The 16,705-nt window shown below is 67.2% G+C and carries 16 protein-coding genes; 6 read left to right on the forward strand and 10 right to left on the reverse strand.

Annotated features, from left to right (window positions below):
- Positions 1-105: 105 nt before the first annotated feature.
- Positions 106-837: a head GIN domain-containing protein gene (locus tag C8J26_RS01735; RefSeq protein ID WP_107956476.1), complete on the forward strand. Its 732-nt coding sequence runs from the start codon at positions 106-108 to the stop codon at positions 835-837.
- 36 nt (positions 838-873) lie between these two features.
- Positions 874-1,599, forward strand: coding sequence for a GIN domain-containing protein (locus C8J26_RS01740; RefSeq protein WP_107956477.1), 726 nt, complete (start codon positions 874-876; stop codon positions 1,597-1,599).
- A gap of 19 nt (positions 1,600-1,618) precedes the next feature.
- Here C8J26_RS01740 and C8J26_RS01745 read toward each other — a convergent pair whose 3' ends face one another.
- Positions 1,619-2,023, reverse strand: a complete 405-nt coding sequence (locus C8J26_RS01745) for a DUF1489 family protein (protein ID WP_208631306.1) — start codon at positions 2,021-2,023, stop codon at positions 1,619-1,621.
- A 31-nt stretch (positions 2,024-2,054) separates the two neighbouring features.
- Positions 2,055-3,464, reverse strand: coding sequence for a magnesium transporter (mgtE, locus tag C8J26_RS01750; RefSeq protein WP_056418832.1), 1,410 nt, complete (start codon positions 3,462-3,464; stop codon positions 2,055-2,057).
- A gap of 108 nt (positions 3,465-3,572) precedes the next feature.
- Between mgtE and C8J26_RS01755 the strand changes: the two genes are divergently transcribed.
- Complete coding sequence (locus C8J26_RS01755) at positions 3,573-4,031, forward strand: peptidylprolyl isomerase (protein ID WP_107956478.1); 459 nt, start codon at positions 3,573-3,575, stop codon at positions 4,029-4,031.
- Between the two features lie 432 nt (positions 4,032-4,463).
- On the opposite strand, the gene C8J26_RS01760 is transcribed toward C8J26_RS01755, so the two are convergent.
- A complete protein-coding gene (locus tag C8J26_RS01760; protein ID WP_056418825.1) occupies positions 4,464-5,348 on the reverse strand; it encodes a LysR substrate-binding domain-containing protein in 885 nt (294 codons plus the stop codon).
- A 265-nt stretch (positions 5,349-5,613) separates the two neighbouring features.
- On the opposite strand from C8J26_RS01760, the gene C8J26_RS01765 reads away from it, so the two are divergent.
- Positions 5,614-7,887 (forward strand): CDC48 family AAA ATPase, encoded by a 2,274-nt coding sequence (locus C8J26_RS01765; RefSeq protein WP_056418822.1) that lies wholly within the window; start codon positions 5,614-5,616, stop codon positions 7,885-7,887.
- A gap of 43 nt (positions 7,888-7,930) precedes the next feature.
- Here C8J26_RS01765 and C8J26_RS01770 read toward each other — a convergent pair whose 3' ends face one another.
- The 4 genes from C8J26_RS01770 to C8J26_RS01785 all read right to left on the reverse strand — a co-directional run bounded on the left by C8J26_RS01770 (position 7,931) and on the right by C8J26_RS01785 (position 11,848).
- A complete protein-coding gene (locus tag C8J26_RS01770; protein ID WP_107956479.1) occupies positions 7,931-8,560 on the reverse strand; it encodes a response regulator transcription factor in 630 nt (209 codons plus the stop codon).
- Entirely contained in the window at positions 8,550-9,989 is a 1,440-nt protein-coding gene (locus C8J26_RS01775; protein ID WP_107956480.1) for an ATP-binding protein, read from the reverse strand. The genes C8J26_RS01770 and C8J26_RS01775 overlap by 11 nt, the downstream gene beginning before the upstream one ends.
- Before the next feature lie 276 nt (positions 9,990-10,265).
- Positions 10,266-11,591 carry an MFS transporter gene (locus C8J26_RS01780; protein WP_107956481.1) on the reverse strand — a complete coding sequence of 442 codons (1,326 nt, stop codon included), beginning with the start codon at positions 11,589-11,591 and terminating at the stop codon, positions 10,266-10,268.
- A complete protein-coding gene (locus tag C8J26_RS01785; RefSeq protein WP_321163346.1) occupies positions 11,588-11,848 on the reverse strand; it encodes an antibiotic biosynthesis monooxygenase family protein in 261 nt (86 codons plus the stop codon). Before C8J26_RS01785 ends, C8J26_RS01780 begins: the two co-directional genes overlap by 4 nt.
- A gap of 243 nt (positions 11,849-12,091) precedes the next feature.
- Between C8J26_RS01785 and C8J26_RS01790 the strand changes: the two genes are divergently transcribed.
- Positions 12,092-12,706: a class I SAM-dependent methyltransferase gene (locus C8J26_RS01790; protein ID WP_056418806.1), complete on the forward strand. Its 615-nt coding sequence runs from the start codon at positions 12,092-12,094 to the stop codon at positions 12,704-12,706.
- A 191-nt stretch (positions 12,707-12,897) separates the two neighbouring features.
- Here C8J26_RS01790 and C8J26_RS01795 read toward each other — a convergent pair whose 3' ends face one another.
- Positions 12,898-14,058, reverse strand: a complete 1,161-nt coding sequence (locus C8J26_RS01795; protein WP_107956482.1) for a phospholipase D-like domain-containing protein — start codon at positions 14,056-14,058, stop codon at positions 12,898-12,900.
- A 119-nt stretch (positions 14,059-14,177) separates the two neighbouring features.
- Here C8J26_RS01795 and rpoZ point away from each other — a divergent pair, with 119 nt between their 5' ends.
- Positions 14,178-14,522 carry a DNA-directed RNA polymerase subunit omega gene (rpoZ, locus tag C8J26_RS01800; protein ID WP_055882033.1) on the forward strand — a complete coding sequence of 115 codons (345 nt, stop codon included), beginning with the start codon at positions 14,178-14,180 and terminating at the stop codon, positions 14,520-14,522.
- Positions 14,523-14,865: 343 nt separating this feature from the next.
- Here the strand turns inward: rpoZ and C8J26_RS01805 are convergent, their stop codons facing one another.
- Entirely contained in the window at positions 14,866-15,546 is a 681-nt protein-coding gene (locus tag C8J26_RS01805; RefSeq protein ID WP_107956483.1) for an RlmE family RNA methyltransferase, read from the reverse strand.
- Positions 15,543-16,598 carry a Ppx/GppA phosphatase family protein gene (locus C8J26_RS01810; RefSeq protein WP_056418799.1) on the reverse strand — a complete coding sequence of 352 codons (1,056 nt, stop codon included), beginning with the start codon at positions 16,596-16,598 and terminating at the stop codon, positions 15,543-15,545. Before C8J26_RS01810 ends, C8J26_RS01805 begins: the two co-directional genes overlap by 4 nt.
- Positions 16,599-16,705: the final 107 nt, after the last annotated feature.

Consider the following 16,705-nt stretch of genomic DNA (forward strand, 5'->3'; position numbering starts at 1 on the left):
CTGACTCGGGCGTATCGTCACCATTCCCTATAAGCCTCGCACGCAAATCCGCTTGGCACCGCTTCCGATCAGGTGTATTGTTTAAGCAACACACAGGAGGATGCGATGAACTTTCTTGCGCTCGGGCTGATCATTCCTCTCGCGGCCTGCTCGTTCGGCTGGGACAGCGACTCGGAAGGGTCGGGTGTCGCCGCCTCGGGGTCGGGCACCACGCGCACCTTCCAGATCGCCGATTTCGACCAGATCGACCTGCGCGGCTCGGACGATGTCGACGTTCGCGTCGGCACGGGTTTCTCGGTCCGCGCGGAGGGGCCGACCGAGCAGCTCGACCGGCTGCGTATCGCGCGCGACGGCGCGACGCTCGATATCGGCCGCAAGAACGGGACGGGCTTCGGCTGGAGCAAGGGGCCCAAGGTCAAGGTGTACGTCACGCTGCCGCGGCTGAGCGAGGCGACCGTCTCCGGCTCCGGCAACATGGCGATCGACCGGGTTGAGGGGAGCGCATTCGAGGGCGGGATCGCGGGCTCGGGCAATCTGACGATCGCCGCGGTGCAGGTGGATGCGGCGAAATTCTCGATCGCGGGCTCGGGCACCGCGCGCGCCAGCGGCACCGCGCGCGACCTGAACGTCGAGATTGCGGGCTCGGGCGATGTCGACGGCACGCGGCTGCAGGCGAAGTCCGCCAAGGTCGAGATCGCAGGCTCGGGCAGCGTCCGCGCGGTCGTCGACGGCCCCGCCAAGGTCGACATGATGGGGTCGGGCGACGTCGACCTCGGCCCACGCTCGCGCTGCACGATATCGAAGATGGGCACGGGCAGCGTGCGCTGCGGGAGCTGACTTGCGTGATGCGGCGGGAGCGGCGACGGTGTGGGCATGAGATATCTGCTCGCGCCGCTGCTGCTGCTTCTGTCTTCGCCGGCGTTCGCACAGCCCTCCACCGCCAGCCGGACCGAGTCGGTCGGCAGTTTCGACCGGGTGCGAGTCGAGGGGCCGTTCGAGGTCCGCGTCACGATCGGCTCGCCGCGCGCGACGATCACCGGCGATCCCCGCGCGACGCAGGCGGTGGCGGTGCGAGTCGACGGTACGACGCTGTCGGTGCGCAAAGGTGCGGGTGGCTGGGGCGAACAGCCGCGGGGTGAGCAGGGGCGGGGGGCAGGACCGATCGTGGTCACGCTGTCGACGCCCGGGCTAACCTCGGCCAGCGTCGCGGCGGGAGGGCGGCTGACGATCGCGAAGATGCGCGGCATGCGGGTCGACGTGACGGTCAGCGGCAATGGCAGCCTGTCGGTTGCTGCCGCCGACACCGACCAGTTGAACGCGACGCTGATCGGCACGGGGCAGATGACGCTCGCGGGTCGTGCGGCGCGGGCGCGGTTGGTGACGAGCGGGCCGGGTGCGATCGACGCATCGGGGCTGGCGGTCAACGACCTGACCGTTCATCTCGACGGGGTCGGCGAGACGAAGGCGGCGGCGCGCTACACCGCGCAGGTAACGAACAGCGGGTTGGGGACGGTGACGGTGACCGGAGCCGCGAAATGCCGGGTGGATGCCGCGGCGGGCGGCCCGGTCGTGTGCGGTAAAGCGGGCGCGCCTTCCTGAGACCAGACGGGCGGGCCGCTCAGATCAGCGCGAGTTCGGCCAGTTTCGTCATCAGCGCGGGTGGCATCACATCGAGCCCGCTCGCATCGCCCCCCAGATCGAGCGGCGCGTCCGCATCCTCCAGATAGCGCCAGCCCTGATGCGCGCGCTTGGGGCGGGCCTGGACGAGTACGAGCTTCGGATCGATCAGAATCGCGACACGACCACCCTCCGCCTCGCCGAAGCCGAGGATCGGCGAGCGCGCGATCAGCTGGTGCTTGAGGATCCAGAACATTGATCCTTGTCCCGCGACCTCCTCGTGCCGCTTGGGCAGATAGCGAGTCGTCAGGAACACCGGCCCCTCCTCGCCGCGCAGGCGGAGTCGCTCGGCGAGATGGTCGACGCTGTCCGCGCCGAACGCGACTTTGGTGAGGTGAAGCAGCATGGCGTTGGAAATGGGCCTTAAACCGCCTCAATCAACCGTGCAGCCCCCATAAGGACGCGAGGCCGAGGAACGAGAAGAACCCCATCGTATCGGTCATCGTCGTCACGAACACCGCCGACGACACCGCGGGATCGATCCGGAACTTGTCGAGCGTCACCGGCACCAGCACGCCGCTAAGCCCCGCGACGATATTGTTGGTCAGCATCGCCGCCGCGATCACGATCGACAGATTGGGGTTGTGGAAGATCACATAGGTGCCGCAGCCGATCAGCGTCCCCAGCATCACGCCGTTCGCCGCGGCAATGCGGAACTCACGGCCGATCATCCGCGCGGTGTTCGAACTCGTCAGCTGGTTGGTCGCCAGCGCACGCACGACCACCGCGAGCGTCTGCGTACCCGCATTGCCGCCCATCCCCGATACGATCGGCATCAGCACCGCGAGCAGCGCGAAGCTCGCGATCGTCCCCTGGAACAGCCCGACGACCGACGACGCGACCATCGCGGTGCCCAGATTGACCACCAGCCAGGTGAAGCGCGTGCGCACGGTCAGCCGGATCGGCTCGTTGATGTCGCCATCGCCGGCTCCTGCCAGACGCAGCGTATCCTCGCCCGCCTCTTCGGAAATGATGTGGACGATGTCGTCGACCGTGATCATGCCCACCAGCCGGCCGCCATGATCGACCACCGCGGCGGAGATCAGCGCGTATTTCTGGAAGCGCAGCGCCACCTCTTCCTGGTCCATGTCGACCGGGATCAGCGTCTGCTCGCGCTTCATCACGTCGGCGATCGCGATCCCGCGCGGCGTGCGCAGCATCCACGACAGCTGGCATGTGCCGATCGGCTTGTGCGCAGGGTCGACGACGAAGATCTCCCAGAAATCGGTCGTCAGTTCCTCGTGGCCGCGCAGGTAATCAATCGCGTCGCCGACCGTCCAATGCTCGGGCACCGCGATCAGTTCGCGCTGCATCAGGCGGCCGGCGGATTCCTCGGCGTAGCTCAGCGCCTCCTCGATCGCCGCGCGATCGTCCGGGTCGAGCGCGCGCAGCACCGCGCGCTGCTCGTCCTCGTCCATGTCCTCGATGATCGCGACCGCGTCGTCGGTATCGAGTTCGGACGCCAGATCGGCGACCTGGTGCGGCTCGAGCGCGTCGATCAGATCCTCGCGGACATAATCGTTCATCTCGGCGAACACGTCGCCGCCGAGCAGGTCGGTGACCGCGCGCGCGAGCGCGGCGCGATCCTCCTGCGGGGTCAGCTCGAACAGATCGGCGATGTCGGCGGGGTGGAGCGGCTCGACGAGCGCGCGCGCGGCCTCGTCGTCGCCGTCCTCGACCGCGTCGAGCACCGCGCGGACGAATTCGGGGCGCAGATGATCGTCGCGATCGAGCTGCGTTTCGGGTTGGGTGTCGGTTTCGACCTCGGGAAGCTCGAGTTCGCTCATGGCTGCCTCCCTTAAAAGATATGCGCTTGGGCCCTAACGCGACGCGCGTGCATTTGCCAGTCGGAGTGCGGCTCCCTATCTGCGCCTCATCAATTCAGGAGAACATGAATGGCTGACACCCCCGAAACGCTCACGCTGACCCTCGATGGCGGCGACGTCACGATCAAGTTCCGCCCCGATCTCGCGCCCAAGCATGTCGAGCGGATCGCCGAACTCGCGAACGAAGGCTTTTACGACGGCGTGCCGTTCCACCGCGTGATCCCGGGCTTCATGGCGCAGGGCGGTGACGGTGGTCGCGGCGACGGCACCGGCGGGTCGACCAAGCCCAACCTCAAGGCGGAATTCTCGGCCGAGCCGCATGTCCGCGGCGTGTGCTCGATGGCGCGCACCAACCAGCCCGACACGGCGAACTCGCAGTTCTTCATCGTGTTCGACGACGCGCGCTTCCTCGACAAGCAGTACACCGTGTGGGGCGAAGTCACCGACGGCATGGACCTGATCGACGCGCTCCCCAAGGGCGAGCCGCCGCGCGCACCGGGCAAGATCGTCAAGGCCCGCGCAGCCTGAGCTAAAGGCTGCACCGGCGTAGCCAAGGCTGCGCCGGAGACAGCCGAAGCCGGCCGGCGGAGTGAAACTCCGTCCGACGGCGCGGCTTAGCCGCGACGCGCTTCGGGTCAGAAGCGCGTCGCGGTTGCTGTGTTATCTTTCCTCCAACCCACCACCACCATCAACCCAAACCCCACCCGTCATCCCAGCGAACGCTGGGATCTCCCGGTTCGAGCCTCGCCGCTTCCCAACGGGGAGACCCCAGCTTTCGCTGGGGTGACGGGCGGGGGGCTCGCAGCTCGGGGCTGGAGCTCGGGACGAAGGCGTTGGGTAAGCATATTCCCCTCCCGCTCGCGGGAGGGGCTAGGGGAGGGCACGACGTACGTACTGGCGTCCGGCCGGTGAGGCACGCCCCTCCCCCGCCCCCTCCCGCAAGCGGGAGGGGAGTAGCGGTCAGACTTCCGCCAAGGTCCGGATCAGCCAGTCGTGGAACAGCTTGACGGGCTTGGTCTGCAGCGCGCGCGGGCGGCAGACGAACCAATAGCTGTACGGACTCTCCACCTCGATATCGAACAGCCGGACCAGCCGCGGATCGTTGGCGTCGGCGAAATGGCTCGCGTGCATGAACGCGACGCCCAGGCCCTGCGCCGCGGCCTCGAGCATCAGCGCACCCGAATCGAAATGGTCGATCGCCAGCGGCTCGATCTCGTCGAGCCCGGCCGCCGTCCGCCACGCCGTGAAGGTATCCGTCATGTCGCGGTGCACCAGCGCGGTCAGCGTCGCGAGCTGTTCGGGCCGCGTGACCGGGTCGGCACGCTCGAGCAGGCTGCGCGCGCCGATCACATAGACCGAGTTGCGATCGAGCCGCCGCGCATAGAGCGACGGATCGATCTCGCGCGACAACGCGATCACCGCATCGAGCCCGTCGCCGAGCCGCGACACCAGATGCGCGGCGGTATCGATGTCGAGATGGAGCTCGGGGTGCGTGGTCCGCAACTCGCCGAGCCGCGGGAAGAGTTTCTGCGAGGCATAGAGCGGCAGGATCCCGAGCCTGAGCCGCAGCACCTCGGTGGTGCTGGTCAGCGATTCCACCGCATCCGACAGCGAGTCCAGCACCGGCGCGATCTGTGCCAGCAACCGCTCGCCATCCGCGTTCAGCACCATCGCCTGATGCCGGCGCGCGAACAGCGGCTTGGCGATGAAGCGTTCGAGGCTCTGCACGCGCCGGCTGAGTGCGGGGGCCGACAGCGCGAGATCCTCGGCCGCGGCCTTGATCGACCCCAGCCGCGCGACCTGCACGAACGCCTCGATAGCCCCCAATGGCGGCAGCCTGCGCATGATCCCTCTTTCGACTCGACGAGTGTGACAACAACCGCTGGACGCATTCAGACATACGATTGCAGTTAGCGCAATCGTAGCTGATCCCTTCGCACTTGCAACATCAACCGTCCCGACGCAAAAAGACCTCGCCTTTCAGGCATCCTCTCCTAAAAACTTTCATGGGCTGGCCTTCATTGGCCGGCCCTTTTTTTGTGTTTTCAAGTCCTCGAACCATCGGAACCGGCGCCCTATCTCGGGCGCTAGGAATGCGAATGGAGTCGACATGGCCGATAGCGAAATCCCCACGCGAAAAATTCAGGTCGCCAATGCGCGGCCCGAGGATAGCGGCCGCGGCCTGGCGCATCTGCCGCGCGCGCTGATGGCGACGCTGGGCATTGGCGAGGGCGATGTGATCGAAATCCTCGGCAAGCAGAACACGCCCGCGCGCGCCGTCGGGCCGTATCCCGAGGACGAGGGCCTCGACATCCTGCGCATCGACGGTTTGCAGCGCGCGAACGCCGGTGTCGGCTCGGGCGATTTCGTCGAGGTGCGCAAGGCCGAGTCGAAGCCCGCGACGCGCGTCGTCTTCGCGCCCGCACAGCAGAATCTCCGCCTCCAGGGATCGACCAACGCATTGAAGCGCACGTTCCTCGGCCGGCCGATCTGCCAGGGTGATATCGTCGCGACCGCGGGGCATCAGCGCGTCGGCAACATGCCGCCGGGCGTCCAGCAGTTCATGAACGCGCCGGCGTATGCGTTGCAGGAAATCCGCCTCGCGGTGATCGCCGCCAGCCCCAAGGGCGTGGTGCATATCGACGAGAATACCGAGATCGAGCTGCGCTCCGAGTACGAGGAGCCGCAGGCCGCGCGTCGTGCCGACGTCACCTACGACGATATCGGCGGCATGGCGCAGACGATCGACCAGCTGCGCGAGATGGTCGAACTGCCGCTGCGCTATCCCGAACTGTTCCAGCGGCTGGGCGTCGATCCGCCCAAGGGCGTGTTGCTGCATGGCCCCCCCGGCACCGGCAAGACGCGCCTCGCGCGTGCGGTCGCGAACGAATCCGATGCGCAGTTCTTCCTGATCAACGGGCCTGAGATCATGGGCTCGGCCTATGGCGAGTCCGAATCACGCCTCCGCGAAGTGTTCGAAGAGGCGGCGAAGTCCGCGCCGTCGATCGTGTTCATCGACGAGATCGATTCGATCGCGCCGAAGCGGGGGCAGGTGTCGGGCGAGGCTGAAAAGCGGCTCGTCGCGCAATTGCTGACGTTGATGGACGGCATCGAATCGCGCGCGAACCTTGTCGTGATCGCGGCCACCAACCGTCCCGAGGCGATCGACGAGGCGCTGCGTCGTCCCGGCCGTTTCGACCGCGAGATCGTGGTCGGCGTCCCCGATGAACGCGGCCGCCGCGAAATCCTCGGCATCCACGCGCGCGGCATGCCGCTCGGCGACCGGGTCGATCTCGATGAGCTGGCGCGTACCACCTACGGCTTCGTCGGCGCTGATCTCGCAGCACTGGCGCGCGAGGCGGCGATCGAGGCGGTCCGGCGGATCATGCCCAAGCTCAACCTCGAGGAGCGGACGATTCCGCCCGAAGTGCTCGACGAATTGTCGGTCACGCGCGAGGATTTCCTCGGTGCGCTCAAACGCGTCCAGCCCTCGGCGATGCGCGAAGTCATGGTGCAGGCGCCGACGGTGCGCTGGGCGGATGTCGGCGGGCTCGACGATGCGCAGATGCGGCTGAAGGAAGGCGTCGAACTGCCGCTCAAGAACCCCGACGCGTTCCGCCGTCTGGGGATCCGGCCTGCCAAGGGCTTCCTGCTCTACGGTCCGCCGGGGACCGGCAAGACGCTGCTGGCCAAGGCGGTCGCGCGCGAGGCGGAGGCGAACTTCATCGCCACCAAATCGTCCGACTTGCTGAGCAAATGGTATGGCGAGAGCGAGCAGCAGATCACCCGGCTGTTCCAGCGCGCGCGTCAGGTCGCGCCGTGCGTGATCTTCATCGACGAGCTCGATTCACTGGTGCCCGCGCGCGGCAGCGGTGCGGGCGAGCCGCAGGTGACCGAGCGAGTCGTCAACACGATCCTCGCCGAGATGGACGGGCTGGAGGAGCTGCAATCGGTCGTCGTGATCGGCGCGACCAACCGGCCGAACCTGATCGACCCGGCGTTGCTGCGGCCGGGCCGGTTCGACGAGCTCGTCTATGTCGGCGTCCCCGACAAGGCTGGCCGCCGGCGGATTCTGGGTATCCAGACCGAGAAGATGCCGCTCGCGTCCGACGTCGATCTCGATCGTCTGGCGGAGCGGACCGACCGCTTCAGCGGTGCGGATCTGGAGGATGTCGTCCGTCGCGCCGGCCTGGTCGCGTTGCGACGGTCGATCGATTCGACCGACGTGACGATGGCCGACTTCGACGGCGCGCTAAAGGAGTCGCGGGCGAGCGTCACCCCTGAGACCGAGCGCGAATATGAGCAGATGGCCGCGCGGCTGAAGCAGGATGCCACGGCGATCCAGCCTCTGGGCTTTGCGTTCCCCAGCAAGACCGACGACTGACGGTGTCCCCCCTCTCCCAGCCGGGAGAGGGGGCATGCCGACGCTATTCGTCCGGGTTGGTGACGCCGAGATCCGTGAAGGAGAGGCGACCCGCGCCCGCCTGCAGCCCAATGCGGATCAGTTGAGCGGTGCTGCTGGCGCCGGTCTTTTTCAGCAGCTTGGTACGATAGGTCTCGACGGTGCGCGGGCTGATATCGAGCTCGCGCGCAATCTCCTTGCTCGTCAGGCCGGAGACCACGAGTTCCAGCACCTGACGTTCGCGAAAGGGGAGCTCCTCGGCGAGGACGTCGGTCTGGTGGAGCGGCGGCCAGCACCGGGCGGCGGCGATAGCGCTCAGGATCGTGGATGCCTCGAACGGCTTTTCGATAAAGTCGATCGCGCCCGCGCGCATGGCTTCGACCGCGAGGGGGATGTCCGCGTGCCCGGCAATCATGATCACGGGATCGGTGCGGCCGCGCTTGACCACCGTGCGCGTGACTTCGATCCCCGAGATACCGGGCATCATGACGTCGCAGACCAGGATGCCGGGCGGCAACTGATCGAGCGCATCGAGAAACAGCTCGCCACAGCCAAACGATCGCGCGGGGACTCCATCGGTCGAGAGCAGCAGCGACAGCGAGCGGCACATCTCGGGCTCGTCGTCGATGATATAGACGGGGCGTTCAGGCAGCATGCGTCGTGCCTCCTATCGCGGTGTGTGGCACGGTGAACAGGAATCGCGCACCGCCCAATTCCGTGTCGTCGTCGCACCAGATACGCCCGCCATGCCCCTCGATGATCGTCCGGCAGAGCGCGAGGCCGATGCCGACGCCATCGGTCTTGGTCGACTGGAAGGGGGCGAAAACGTCGTGCCGAAGCTTTGGGGGAAGGCCCGGGCCGCTGTCTTCGACCGCGAAGGTCGCGTCCCCCGTCGCGGTGCGCCAGGCCTGCAGGCGGATGCGCCGATCGTCGCACCCGCGCAGCGCATCGGCGGCGTTGATGACAAGGTTGAGAATGACCTGTTGAAGCTGGATCGCATCCGCCGACACGTCGAAATCGACATGGGACAGATCGGTCAGGAGCTCGGCGCGAACCCCCTTGGCGGCGAGTGATCCCAGCTTCGCGGACTCTTCGAGCAACGTGCGAACATCGACCTGCTGCAGGATGGGCGGCTTGCGGCCGATGAAGTTGCGCAGCCGCTTCAGCATCGTCGCGGCGCGAAACGCATGCGCCAGCGTATCGTCGATCGCTTCGCGCGCGGCGGCAAGGTCCGGCGTGTCGGCGGCCAGCACCGCGCGCGCCACGCCCGCGTAATTGGCGATGATGGTGAGCGGTTGGTTGAGTTCGTGCGCGATCGACGATCCGAGTTGCCCCAGCGCGGTCGCGCGGGAGATCTGGTACAGCTCGCGTTGCGCCATCGCGAGCCGTTCGGAGGACAGGACGGCCTTGGTCTCGTCGCGGACGTAGACGATCCTGAAGCGATGCGTACCGATCAGCAGCGACGTGTCGCGAATGTCGAGGCGCAACCGTTTTGCGCTGGGCAGGATGACCGTGTGAAGCGCGTTCGTCTTGAGCGCATGCGTCGGCACGAGCCGTTCGAGTCGCTCCCCCATGAACGCTTCGCGCGGTCGCTCGAACAGGCTGCACGCGGCCTCGTTGGCATCGACGATATCGCCCGACGAATCGATGATGAGCATGACCGCGGGCGAACCATCGAAGATGATCCGGAGGATGCGCTCGCGTCGGCAGGCGTTGATCGCGGCATATTGTTCGCGACGCCGCAATCGCTTCATCGTTTCTCCGCCGATCGAGACGATGACGCAGAACAGCGATACGAGTGCGACGCTGCGCGGGTTGACCAGCGCATGGCTCCATTCCGCGATGAGCATCGTGCCGGCGAGCGACAGCACCGCGGCGACAAGGCCCGCGATCAGGCCGCGTCGTGCGGCGTTGGCGATGACGGCGGCAACACAGAATAGGAATGGCAGGTTCACGGCGATCAGGGTGTGCGCCAGCCAGGTCGCGCTCAGCGCGGCAACGCCCGAGGCCGCCGCTACCAACCACCCCGTTTCGGGATCGGCAAGCGCGGCGTCATCGTCGATCATCTCCCAGAAGCGCTGCATTGCCCACCTTGGTCCATTTCGGTTCTATTCTGTGCTTAACGCGTGGTTAGTCAATAACGTCGGTGGGCGGCGTCATGTCTAAAACGTTCAGATTTGGGGCAAACGAAAAAGTTCGACGCGCGCGCGGCCGGGGCGATCCCCTCATTTTGGGGGAATAGGGACGTGATTATTGACTTTGGTTAAGTCATGGGCGGCGAGTAAAGCCTCCAATACTGTGCGTATGGACAGGCTTGCGCGGCGTTGCTTGCTGCTCGGCCCGACCCGCGCGGCTCCGGGCTAGGCGTCCCTAGCGTCCTTGAGCGCTACATAGGCGTAGCCGATCATCACGACGCACGCCGCGCCCGCGACCAGATAGGGCAGCGAATGCTGGGCCTCGTACAGACCGACGCCGATCGACGGCCCCAACACGAAGCTTGCGCCGTTGATCGACGTCACCTTGCCCGCGACCGAGCCCTGCGCATTTGCGCCGACCGCGAGCGACGAGCCAGCGGTGAAGCCAGGTCGCGTGAAGCCGAAGCCGAGGCTGGCCAGCGCATAGGCGGTCGCGATCGTGTAGAGCGACGTCGCGATTCCGGTCAGCGCGGTGCCGACTGCGGCGAGCACCAGCCCGGTCAGCACCAGTTGTCGCGGCGTCATGTTGAGCCGGGGGATGATGCCCCATTGCGCAAGCAGCGCCGCCCCCGCGCCCATCATCAGGACGATGCCGGTCGGCTCGAGCGCCAGCGCGGGCGCGAGGTGGAGGCGGTCGATCACGAGGAATCCGATCGCCTGCCCCGTCATCGCCTGAGCGTGGCCCATCACCAGCCCGGCGATCATCCACGCACGGATGCGCGGATCGGTGTAGCCGACATGCTCGACATGCGATCCGGTCGCGGCGGCGACCGACGCCCCCGTCGGCGCGCCGCCGATCGAGGGATAGGCCGAGCTCGCGCCGTGCGTCTCGTGCGGGGGCACGATCTTGTCGTCGGGGAGCATCCGCCGCACCGTGATCCAGACCGCCACGCCGAACAGCGCGAACAGGAAGGCCGGACCGGCGAGCCCGATCTCGACGCCGCCGATCGAGCCGAGGATCAGATAGGGTGCGATCGCCGGGCCGAGGATAGTGCCGAGCCCGAAGGCGGAGGCGAGCAAGGTCAGCGCCTTGGTCCGTTCCTCGCGAGTCGTCTCGCCCGCGACCAGCGCCTGCACCGCGGGTGGCGCGGCGGCGCCGAACGTCCCGTAGATCAGCCGGCCTCCGATAAAGCACAGGAACGCCGCCGTGCCGCCGATCCAAGCGTTGATCCCGGCGAGCAGGAACACGCCGCATAGCGCGAGCGAGACGCTGAATCCGCCGACGCCGAGCAGGATCATCGCGCGCCGGCCGTGGCGATCCGATCGATTCGCCCAGAACGGCGCGGCGATCACCCACAGCAGCGCGGAGACCGAGAACGCCGCCGCGACCGCGCTGTCGGCGACGCCCAGCGATCGGCCGAGCGCGGGCAGCACCGATTGCAGCGCGGTGTTCCCCGCCGCGATCGTCAGCATCACGAGGAACATCAGCGCGAATCGCCGGTCGATCTTCGGTGTGTCGGCAGTGGGCCCTTCGGCCGACATCCCGGTCATGATCGCGCCCAGGCATAGGCGCGCTCGACCCGCGCGACGGTCACCGTATAGCGATCGTACCAGAGCGCGCGGCCGCGGTCGCGAATCGCGGCGTGGTCGGGATGGTCGCGCCAGGCGAGCGCGGCTTCGTCGTCCGCCCAGTAGCTGACGGTGATGCCCATGCCATCCGCCTCGCGCGCGCTGTCGACTCCGCGATAGCCCGGCTGCTCCGCGGCGAGCGCGTCCATCGCCGCGGCGGCGTCTGCGTAACCGGTCATGTCCGCATCGTTACGGAACGACACGAAAACGACGGCGACCTGTCCTGTCCGATCGTCCTGCATGACCGGTGTTTAGGGTAAGCGCGGCGCTTGGCAAATCCGCAGAACCGATTGGCGAACCATGACATCCGGTGCGGTTCGTCGCCCGATGCAACCCGCGGCCCTTGAAACGCGTTCGGAATTCGTGCGACGGGAGGGCCAAAGCCTCGCCAACGTGCGGGACCCCTGACCGTAAGGAACGCGATGCCCAGTTCGACCACCGCCACCCGGCGTGCACGCAGCCGACCCGCCGGCGTGCCGTCCCCGTGGCAGATGTTCTTTTCAGGGTTCCTGAAACATCCGGTCATGGTCGGATCGATCGTGCCCTCGTCGGACAAGCTGATCCGCAAGATGCTCGACCCGGTCGACTGGGCGAATTGCAAGCTGTTCGTCGAATATGGCCCGGGCGTCGGCACCTTCTGCCGTCCGATCCTCGACCGGATGGCGCCCGACGCCAAGCTGGTGGTGATCGATACCAACCCCGAGTTCATCCAGTATCTGCGGCACACGATCACCGATCCGCGTTTCTTCGCGGTGCTCGGCTCGGCCGATGCGGTCGAGTCTATCGTTGCCGATCATGGCTTCGAAAAGGCCGATTACGTTCTGTCGGGGCTTCCCTTCTCGACGCTGCCCCCCGGCGTCGGCCCGGCGATCGCGACCGCGACGCATGCGGTGCTGCGGAGTGGTGGTGCGTTCCTGGTCTATCAGTTCTCGCCCAAGGTGAAGGACTTCCTCACGCCGCACTTCGAGTCGATCGATCACGACATGGAGTGGTGGAACGTGCCGCCGGCGCAGCTCTACTGGGCCTGGAAGGACTGACGCAGCCGCGCCCACGCCCGCGCCGGTGCGCGAAGCGCAGCGTCAGGCCCGGCCGGCGGGTCGGCTAGAATAGTCGAACCCGTCCGACGGCGGCTTTGCCGTCGGCGCTGCTATTGCTCGAAGTTCGGCTGTCATCCTGACGAAAGTCGGGATGACGTAGGGGGACGGAAGTCCTTCGACTCCGGCCGTGCCTATTCGTCGATCCCGAAGTTCAGCCCGCGCGACAGGCTGGGGTCGACCACCGCGACGGCGAAATAGGCGGCGAACTGCTTGATCCGCTGCATCCACCCGGTGTTCGCGCGGTAGAGTGCGGCAGTCACCTCGGTCGACTTGGCGATCTCGCCGTCGACATAGCGGCGGACATGCGCGGCGAACGCGGCATCCTCGATCCGCAGCATCAGCTCCATGTTGATGAACAGGCTGCGCATGTCGAAATTGGCCGAGCCGATATGGACCGCGTCGTCGATGACGTAGAGCTTCGTGTGGAGCTTGGTCGGCTGATATTCGAACAGGCGTACGCCCTTGCGCAGCAGCCCTGCATAGGTGAACCGCGCGGCGGCGATCGTCGCGTTGTTGTCCGATTTGCTCGCGGTGACGATGCGGACCTCGGCCTGTCGCCGGCCGGCCTTGTCGAGGCGCCGCAGCAAGGTGGGGCTCGGCGTGAAATAGCCCGCGATCACGTCAATCCGCCGGCCGCGCCGCATGTCGTCGCGCACCGCGCGCGCCCAGGGGGACAGCTTGCGGGTCGGTCCGCCGATCAGCCAGCGTGTCGCGCCGCGCGTCTCGCTCCAGTGCGACAGCGCGGCGTTCAGTTTGCGCAGCTTGCCCTTGGGTTCGTGGATCCAGTCCTTCAGCGCATCGAAATAGCCGGCGAGCCGCCCCGCCGCCGGCCCTTCGACGAGCAGCCCGAGATCGCGCCAGGCCTGGTCGGCGGCGGTCCCGAAATAATCGTCCTCGATATTGAAGCCGCCGATGATGATCCGGGCTTCGTCGGCGAGCGCGAGCTTCTGGTGGTTGCGCAGCAAGTAGCGGCGGCCGAACCGCGCGGAGAAGCGGCATACCGAAATGCCGGCGGCCTCGAGCGGTTCGAAAAAGGCATGTGGCGCGTCGTCGCTGCCGAAGCCGTCGACGATCAGCGCGACCGCGACGCCGCGGCTTGCGGCGGCGATCAGCGCGGCGTTGACGCGTTGGCCGGACTCGTCGTCGGCATAGATATAGTAGAGCACGCGCAGCGACCGCTCGGCGCCGTCGATCAGGGCCAGCACCGCGTCGAGCCGCCGGGGGCCGGTGTCGAGCAGGGTCATCTGGTTGCCGTCGACGGCAAAGGTCGGCTGGTCTGCGGGATCGTCCATGACGGCTGTGATGACCACGCGGGGGCGGCGGTGGCAACCCGCGGCGGATTTCTTGACTTTGCAGGCCATCGCCCGTAGGCGACGCATTCTCATTCTATCGTTGTTACGAAGGAAGCCGCATGGCGCGCGTTACCGTCGAGGATTGTGTCGACAAGATCCCCAACCGGTTCGACCTGGTGTTGTTCGCGGCCCAGCGTGCGCGCCAGATCTCGGGCGGCGCCGAACTGACGCTCGACCGCGACCGCGATAAGAACCCGGTCGTCGCGCTGCGCGAGATCGCCGACGAGAACGTCAAGCCGGCGCATCTCAAGGAACAGGTCATCCAGGGCCTGCAGAAGGTTCGCGTCGACGACGACGACGAGGTCGATGCCGTCGGCAGCCTGGCCGCGTCGGCCGAGGCGCTTCGCCTGACCGCCGCTGCACCGCCGCGGAACCAGAATCTGGGTGCGGATTACGAGGGTTGAGGCAGCGGGATTAGCGAAAGCTAATCCGCGGCTCGGCCGAAACCCCGGCGTGCGAAATAGAGAAAAGCCCGTGGACCCAGGTCCGCGGGCTTTTTCTTTGAGTGGTTTCCGTAGAGGGACGCACCGTTCACCTTGGAAAGGGGAGGGCAGGCGGTACGCGAGTCCCGGCTCCCTTGTTCTCCCGCGAAGGCGGGAGCCCAGGCTGGGTCCCCGCCTTCGCGGGGACACAGGCTTTTGTGACGAGGCGCTGCGGTTGGTATCACCCTGAGGCAGAGCGCCGCGGCGAAGCCGCGTCGTCAGTCGTCGCTGCGCGACGCTGGCCGGGGTCGGTCCGCGACGCGGATCAGCGGGGCTGATCCGCTGACCGCCCCTTAAACCCCTGCGCCACCACGAACCACTCGACCGAGCCCTTACGGCTCGCCGGCGGCTTGGCGTGCTTCACGGTCTTGAAGTTCCGCTTCATCTCCGCGACCAGCTCGGAGTCCGCACCGCCCGCGAACACCTTCGACACGAATGTGCCGCCGGGCTCGAGCACTTCGCACGCAAAGTGCAGCGCGGTTTCGACCAGCGCCATCGTCCGGAGCGCATCGGTCTGCGGATGGCCGACGGTGTTCGCGGCCATGTCCGACAGCACCAGGTCGGGCGCGCCGCCCAGCGCTTCGATCAGCTTGCCGGGCGCTGCATCGTCGAGGAAGTCCATCTCGAAGATCGTCACGCCGTCGATCGGATCGACCGGGAGCAGATCGATCCCGACCACCGCCGCCTTGGGGATCCGCCGGCGGATGACCTGCGCCCAGCCGCCCGGCGCGATCCCCAGATCGACCACGCGCTTGCATCCGCGGATCAATTCGAACCGCTCGTCGAGCTCGATCAGCTTGTACGCCGCGCGGCTGCGATAGCCGTCGGCCTTGGCGCGCTTCACATAGGGATCGTTCAACTGGCGTTCGAGCCAGCGGGTCGACTGCGCGGTGCGCTTGCGTGCGGTGAGGACGCGGACATGCCCGCCAGAGCCACCCCGGCTCATGCCGCGACGCTCGATGCTTTGCCGGGCTTGCCACCGGGGCGGGGTGCCCCCATCAGCCGGCGCAAGATCCCCTCGCGAATACCGCGGTCGGCGATGCCGAGCCGTTCGGCGGGCCACAAATCCATGATCGTCTCCAGAATGGCACAGCCCGCGACCACCAGGTCGGCGCGCTCGTTGCCGATGCACGGCAGCTTGGCGCGCTCCGTGATCGACATATGGGAAAGGTCGGCGCTGATCCGCCGCATTGCCGACGCAGGCACGATCAGCCCGTCGACCACCGAGCGGTCGTAATGGCTGAGCCCGAGATGCACGCTGCCCAGCGTCGTCACCGTGCCGCTGGTGCCGAGCAGCCGCGGTCGCGCGATATTGCGCGGCAACCGCGCGGCGAACCCGGCAAAGCTGTCCGCGACGACGGTGCGCATCCGCGCATAGGCGGCGCGGCGACCGGCCTCGCCTTCGCCGCCGCCGGCATGCTCGGTCAGCGACACCACGCCCCAGGGCGCCGAATGCCAGTCGAGCACGGTCGGGATCGGCGTCGAGGTATCGACCAGCACGAGTTCGGTCGATCCACCGCCGATATCGAACACGAGCGCGGGGTCCTCGCCGGGCTCGATGAGCGCGTGGCAGCCGAGCACCGCCAATCGCGCCTCTTCCTCGGCGGAAATGATGTCGAGATGGATGCCCGTCTCTGCCAGCGCGCGCGCGATGAAGGCAGGCCCGTTCGACGCCTGCCGGCACGCCTCGGTCGCGACCGACCGCGCCAGCGTGACGTTGCGGCGCTGCAGCTTGTCCGAACACACGCGGAGCGCCGCGATCGTGCGTTCGATCGCCGCGTCGCTCAGCTCGCCGGTCGACGCCAGCCCTTCGCCGAGCCGGACGATTCGCGAGAACGCGTCGATCACCGCGAAGCCGCCCGCCTGCGGTCGCGCGATCAGCAATCTGCAATTGTTGGTGCCGAGATCGAGCGCGGCAAATGCCTGCGCATCGGCCCACCGCCCACGACTGGGTCGGGTCGCCGCCGGACGGGCAGGACTACCCTGCCGGAACGGCATTCGGGCGGAAACATCCCCCATCGCCGTAAAACTCGCTATCTATGTCTGCCGCCGCGGGAAAATACCCGCCCGGTGCTTGGACACGAATGTAGCGCAGCGGCGCGATT

Origin of the sequence: Sphingomonas aurantiaca, from assembly GCF_003050705.1 — a bacterium.
In the GTDB taxonomy this organism is placed as follows: domain Bacteria; phylum Pseudomonadota; class Alphaproteobacteria; order Sphingomonadales; family Sphingomonadaceae; genus Sphingomonas; species Sphingomonas aurantiaca.

What these genes read in the sequence shown, in the direction of transcription:
- C8J26_RS01735 (WP_107956476.1), top strand. Translation starts at nt 106, where the DNA reads ATGAACTTTCTTGCGCTCGGGCTGATCATTCCTCTCGCGGCCTGCTCG.
- C8J26_RS01740 (WP_107956477.1), top strand. Translation starts at nt 874, where the DNA reads ATGAGATATCTGCTCGCGCCGCTGCTGCTGCTTCTGTCTTCGCCGGCG.
- C8J26_RS01745 (WP_208631306.1), bottom strand. Translation starts at nt 2,023, where the DNA reads ATGCTGCTTCACCTCACCAAAGTCGCGTTCGGCGCGGACAGCGTCGAC.
- mgtE (WP_056418832.1), bottom strand. Translation starts at nt 3,464, where the DNA reads ATGAGCGAACTCGAGCTTCCCGAGGTCGAAACCGACACCCAACCCGAA.
- C8J26_RS01755 (WP_107956478.1), top strand. Translation starts at nt 3,573, where the DNA reads ATGGCTGACACCCCCGAAACGCTCACGCTGACCCTCGATGGCGGCGAC.
- C8J26_RS01760 (WP_056418825.1), bottom strand. Translation starts at nt 5,348, where the DNA reads ATGCGCAGGCTGCCGCCATTGGGGGCTATCGAGGCGTTCGTGCAGGTC.
- C8J26_RS01765 (WP_056418822.1), top strand. Translation starts at nt 5,614, where the DNA reads ATGGCCGATAGCGAAATCCCCACGCGAAAAATTCAGGTCGCCAATGCG.
- C8J26_RS01770 (WP_107956479.1), bottom strand. Translation starts at nt 8,560, where the DNA reads ATGCTGCCTGAACGCCCCGTCTATATCATCGACGACGAGCCCGAGATG.
- C8J26_RS01775 (WP_107956480.1), bottom strand. Translation starts at nt 9,989, where the DNA reads ATGCAGCGCTTCTGGGAGATGATCGACGATGACGCCGCGCTTGCCGAT.
- C8J26_RS01780 (WP_107956481.1), bottom strand. Translation starts at nt 11,591, where the DNA reads ATGACCGGGATGTCGGCCGAAGGGCCCACTGCCGACACACCGAAGATC.
- C8J26_RS01785 (WP_321163346.1), bottom strand. Translation starts at nt 11,848, where the DNA reads ATGACCGGTTACGCAGACGCCGCCGCGGCGATGGACGCGCTCGCCGCG.
- C8J26_RS01790 (WP_056418806.1), top strand. Translation starts at nt 12,092, where the DNA reads ATGCCCAGTTCGACCACCGCCACCCGGCGTGCACGCAGCCGACCCGCC.
- C8J26_RS01795 (WP_107956482.1), bottom strand. Translation starts at nt 14,058, where the DNA reads ATGGACGATCCCGCAGACCAGCCGACCTTTGCCGTCGACGGCAACCAG.
- rpoZ (WP_055882033.1), top strand. Translation starts at nt 14,178, where the DNA reads ATGGCGCGCGTTACCGTCGAGGATTGTGTCGACAAGATCCCCAACCGG.
- C8J26_RS01805 (WP_107956483.1), bottom strand. Translation starts at nt 15,546, where the DNA reads ATGAGCCGGGGTGGCTCTGGCGGGCATGTCCGCGTCCTCACCGCACGC.
- C8J26_RS01810 (WP_056418799.1), bottom strand. Translation starts at nt 16,598, where the DNA reads ATGCCGTTCCGGCAGGGTAGTCCTGCCCGTCCGGCGGCGACCCGACCC.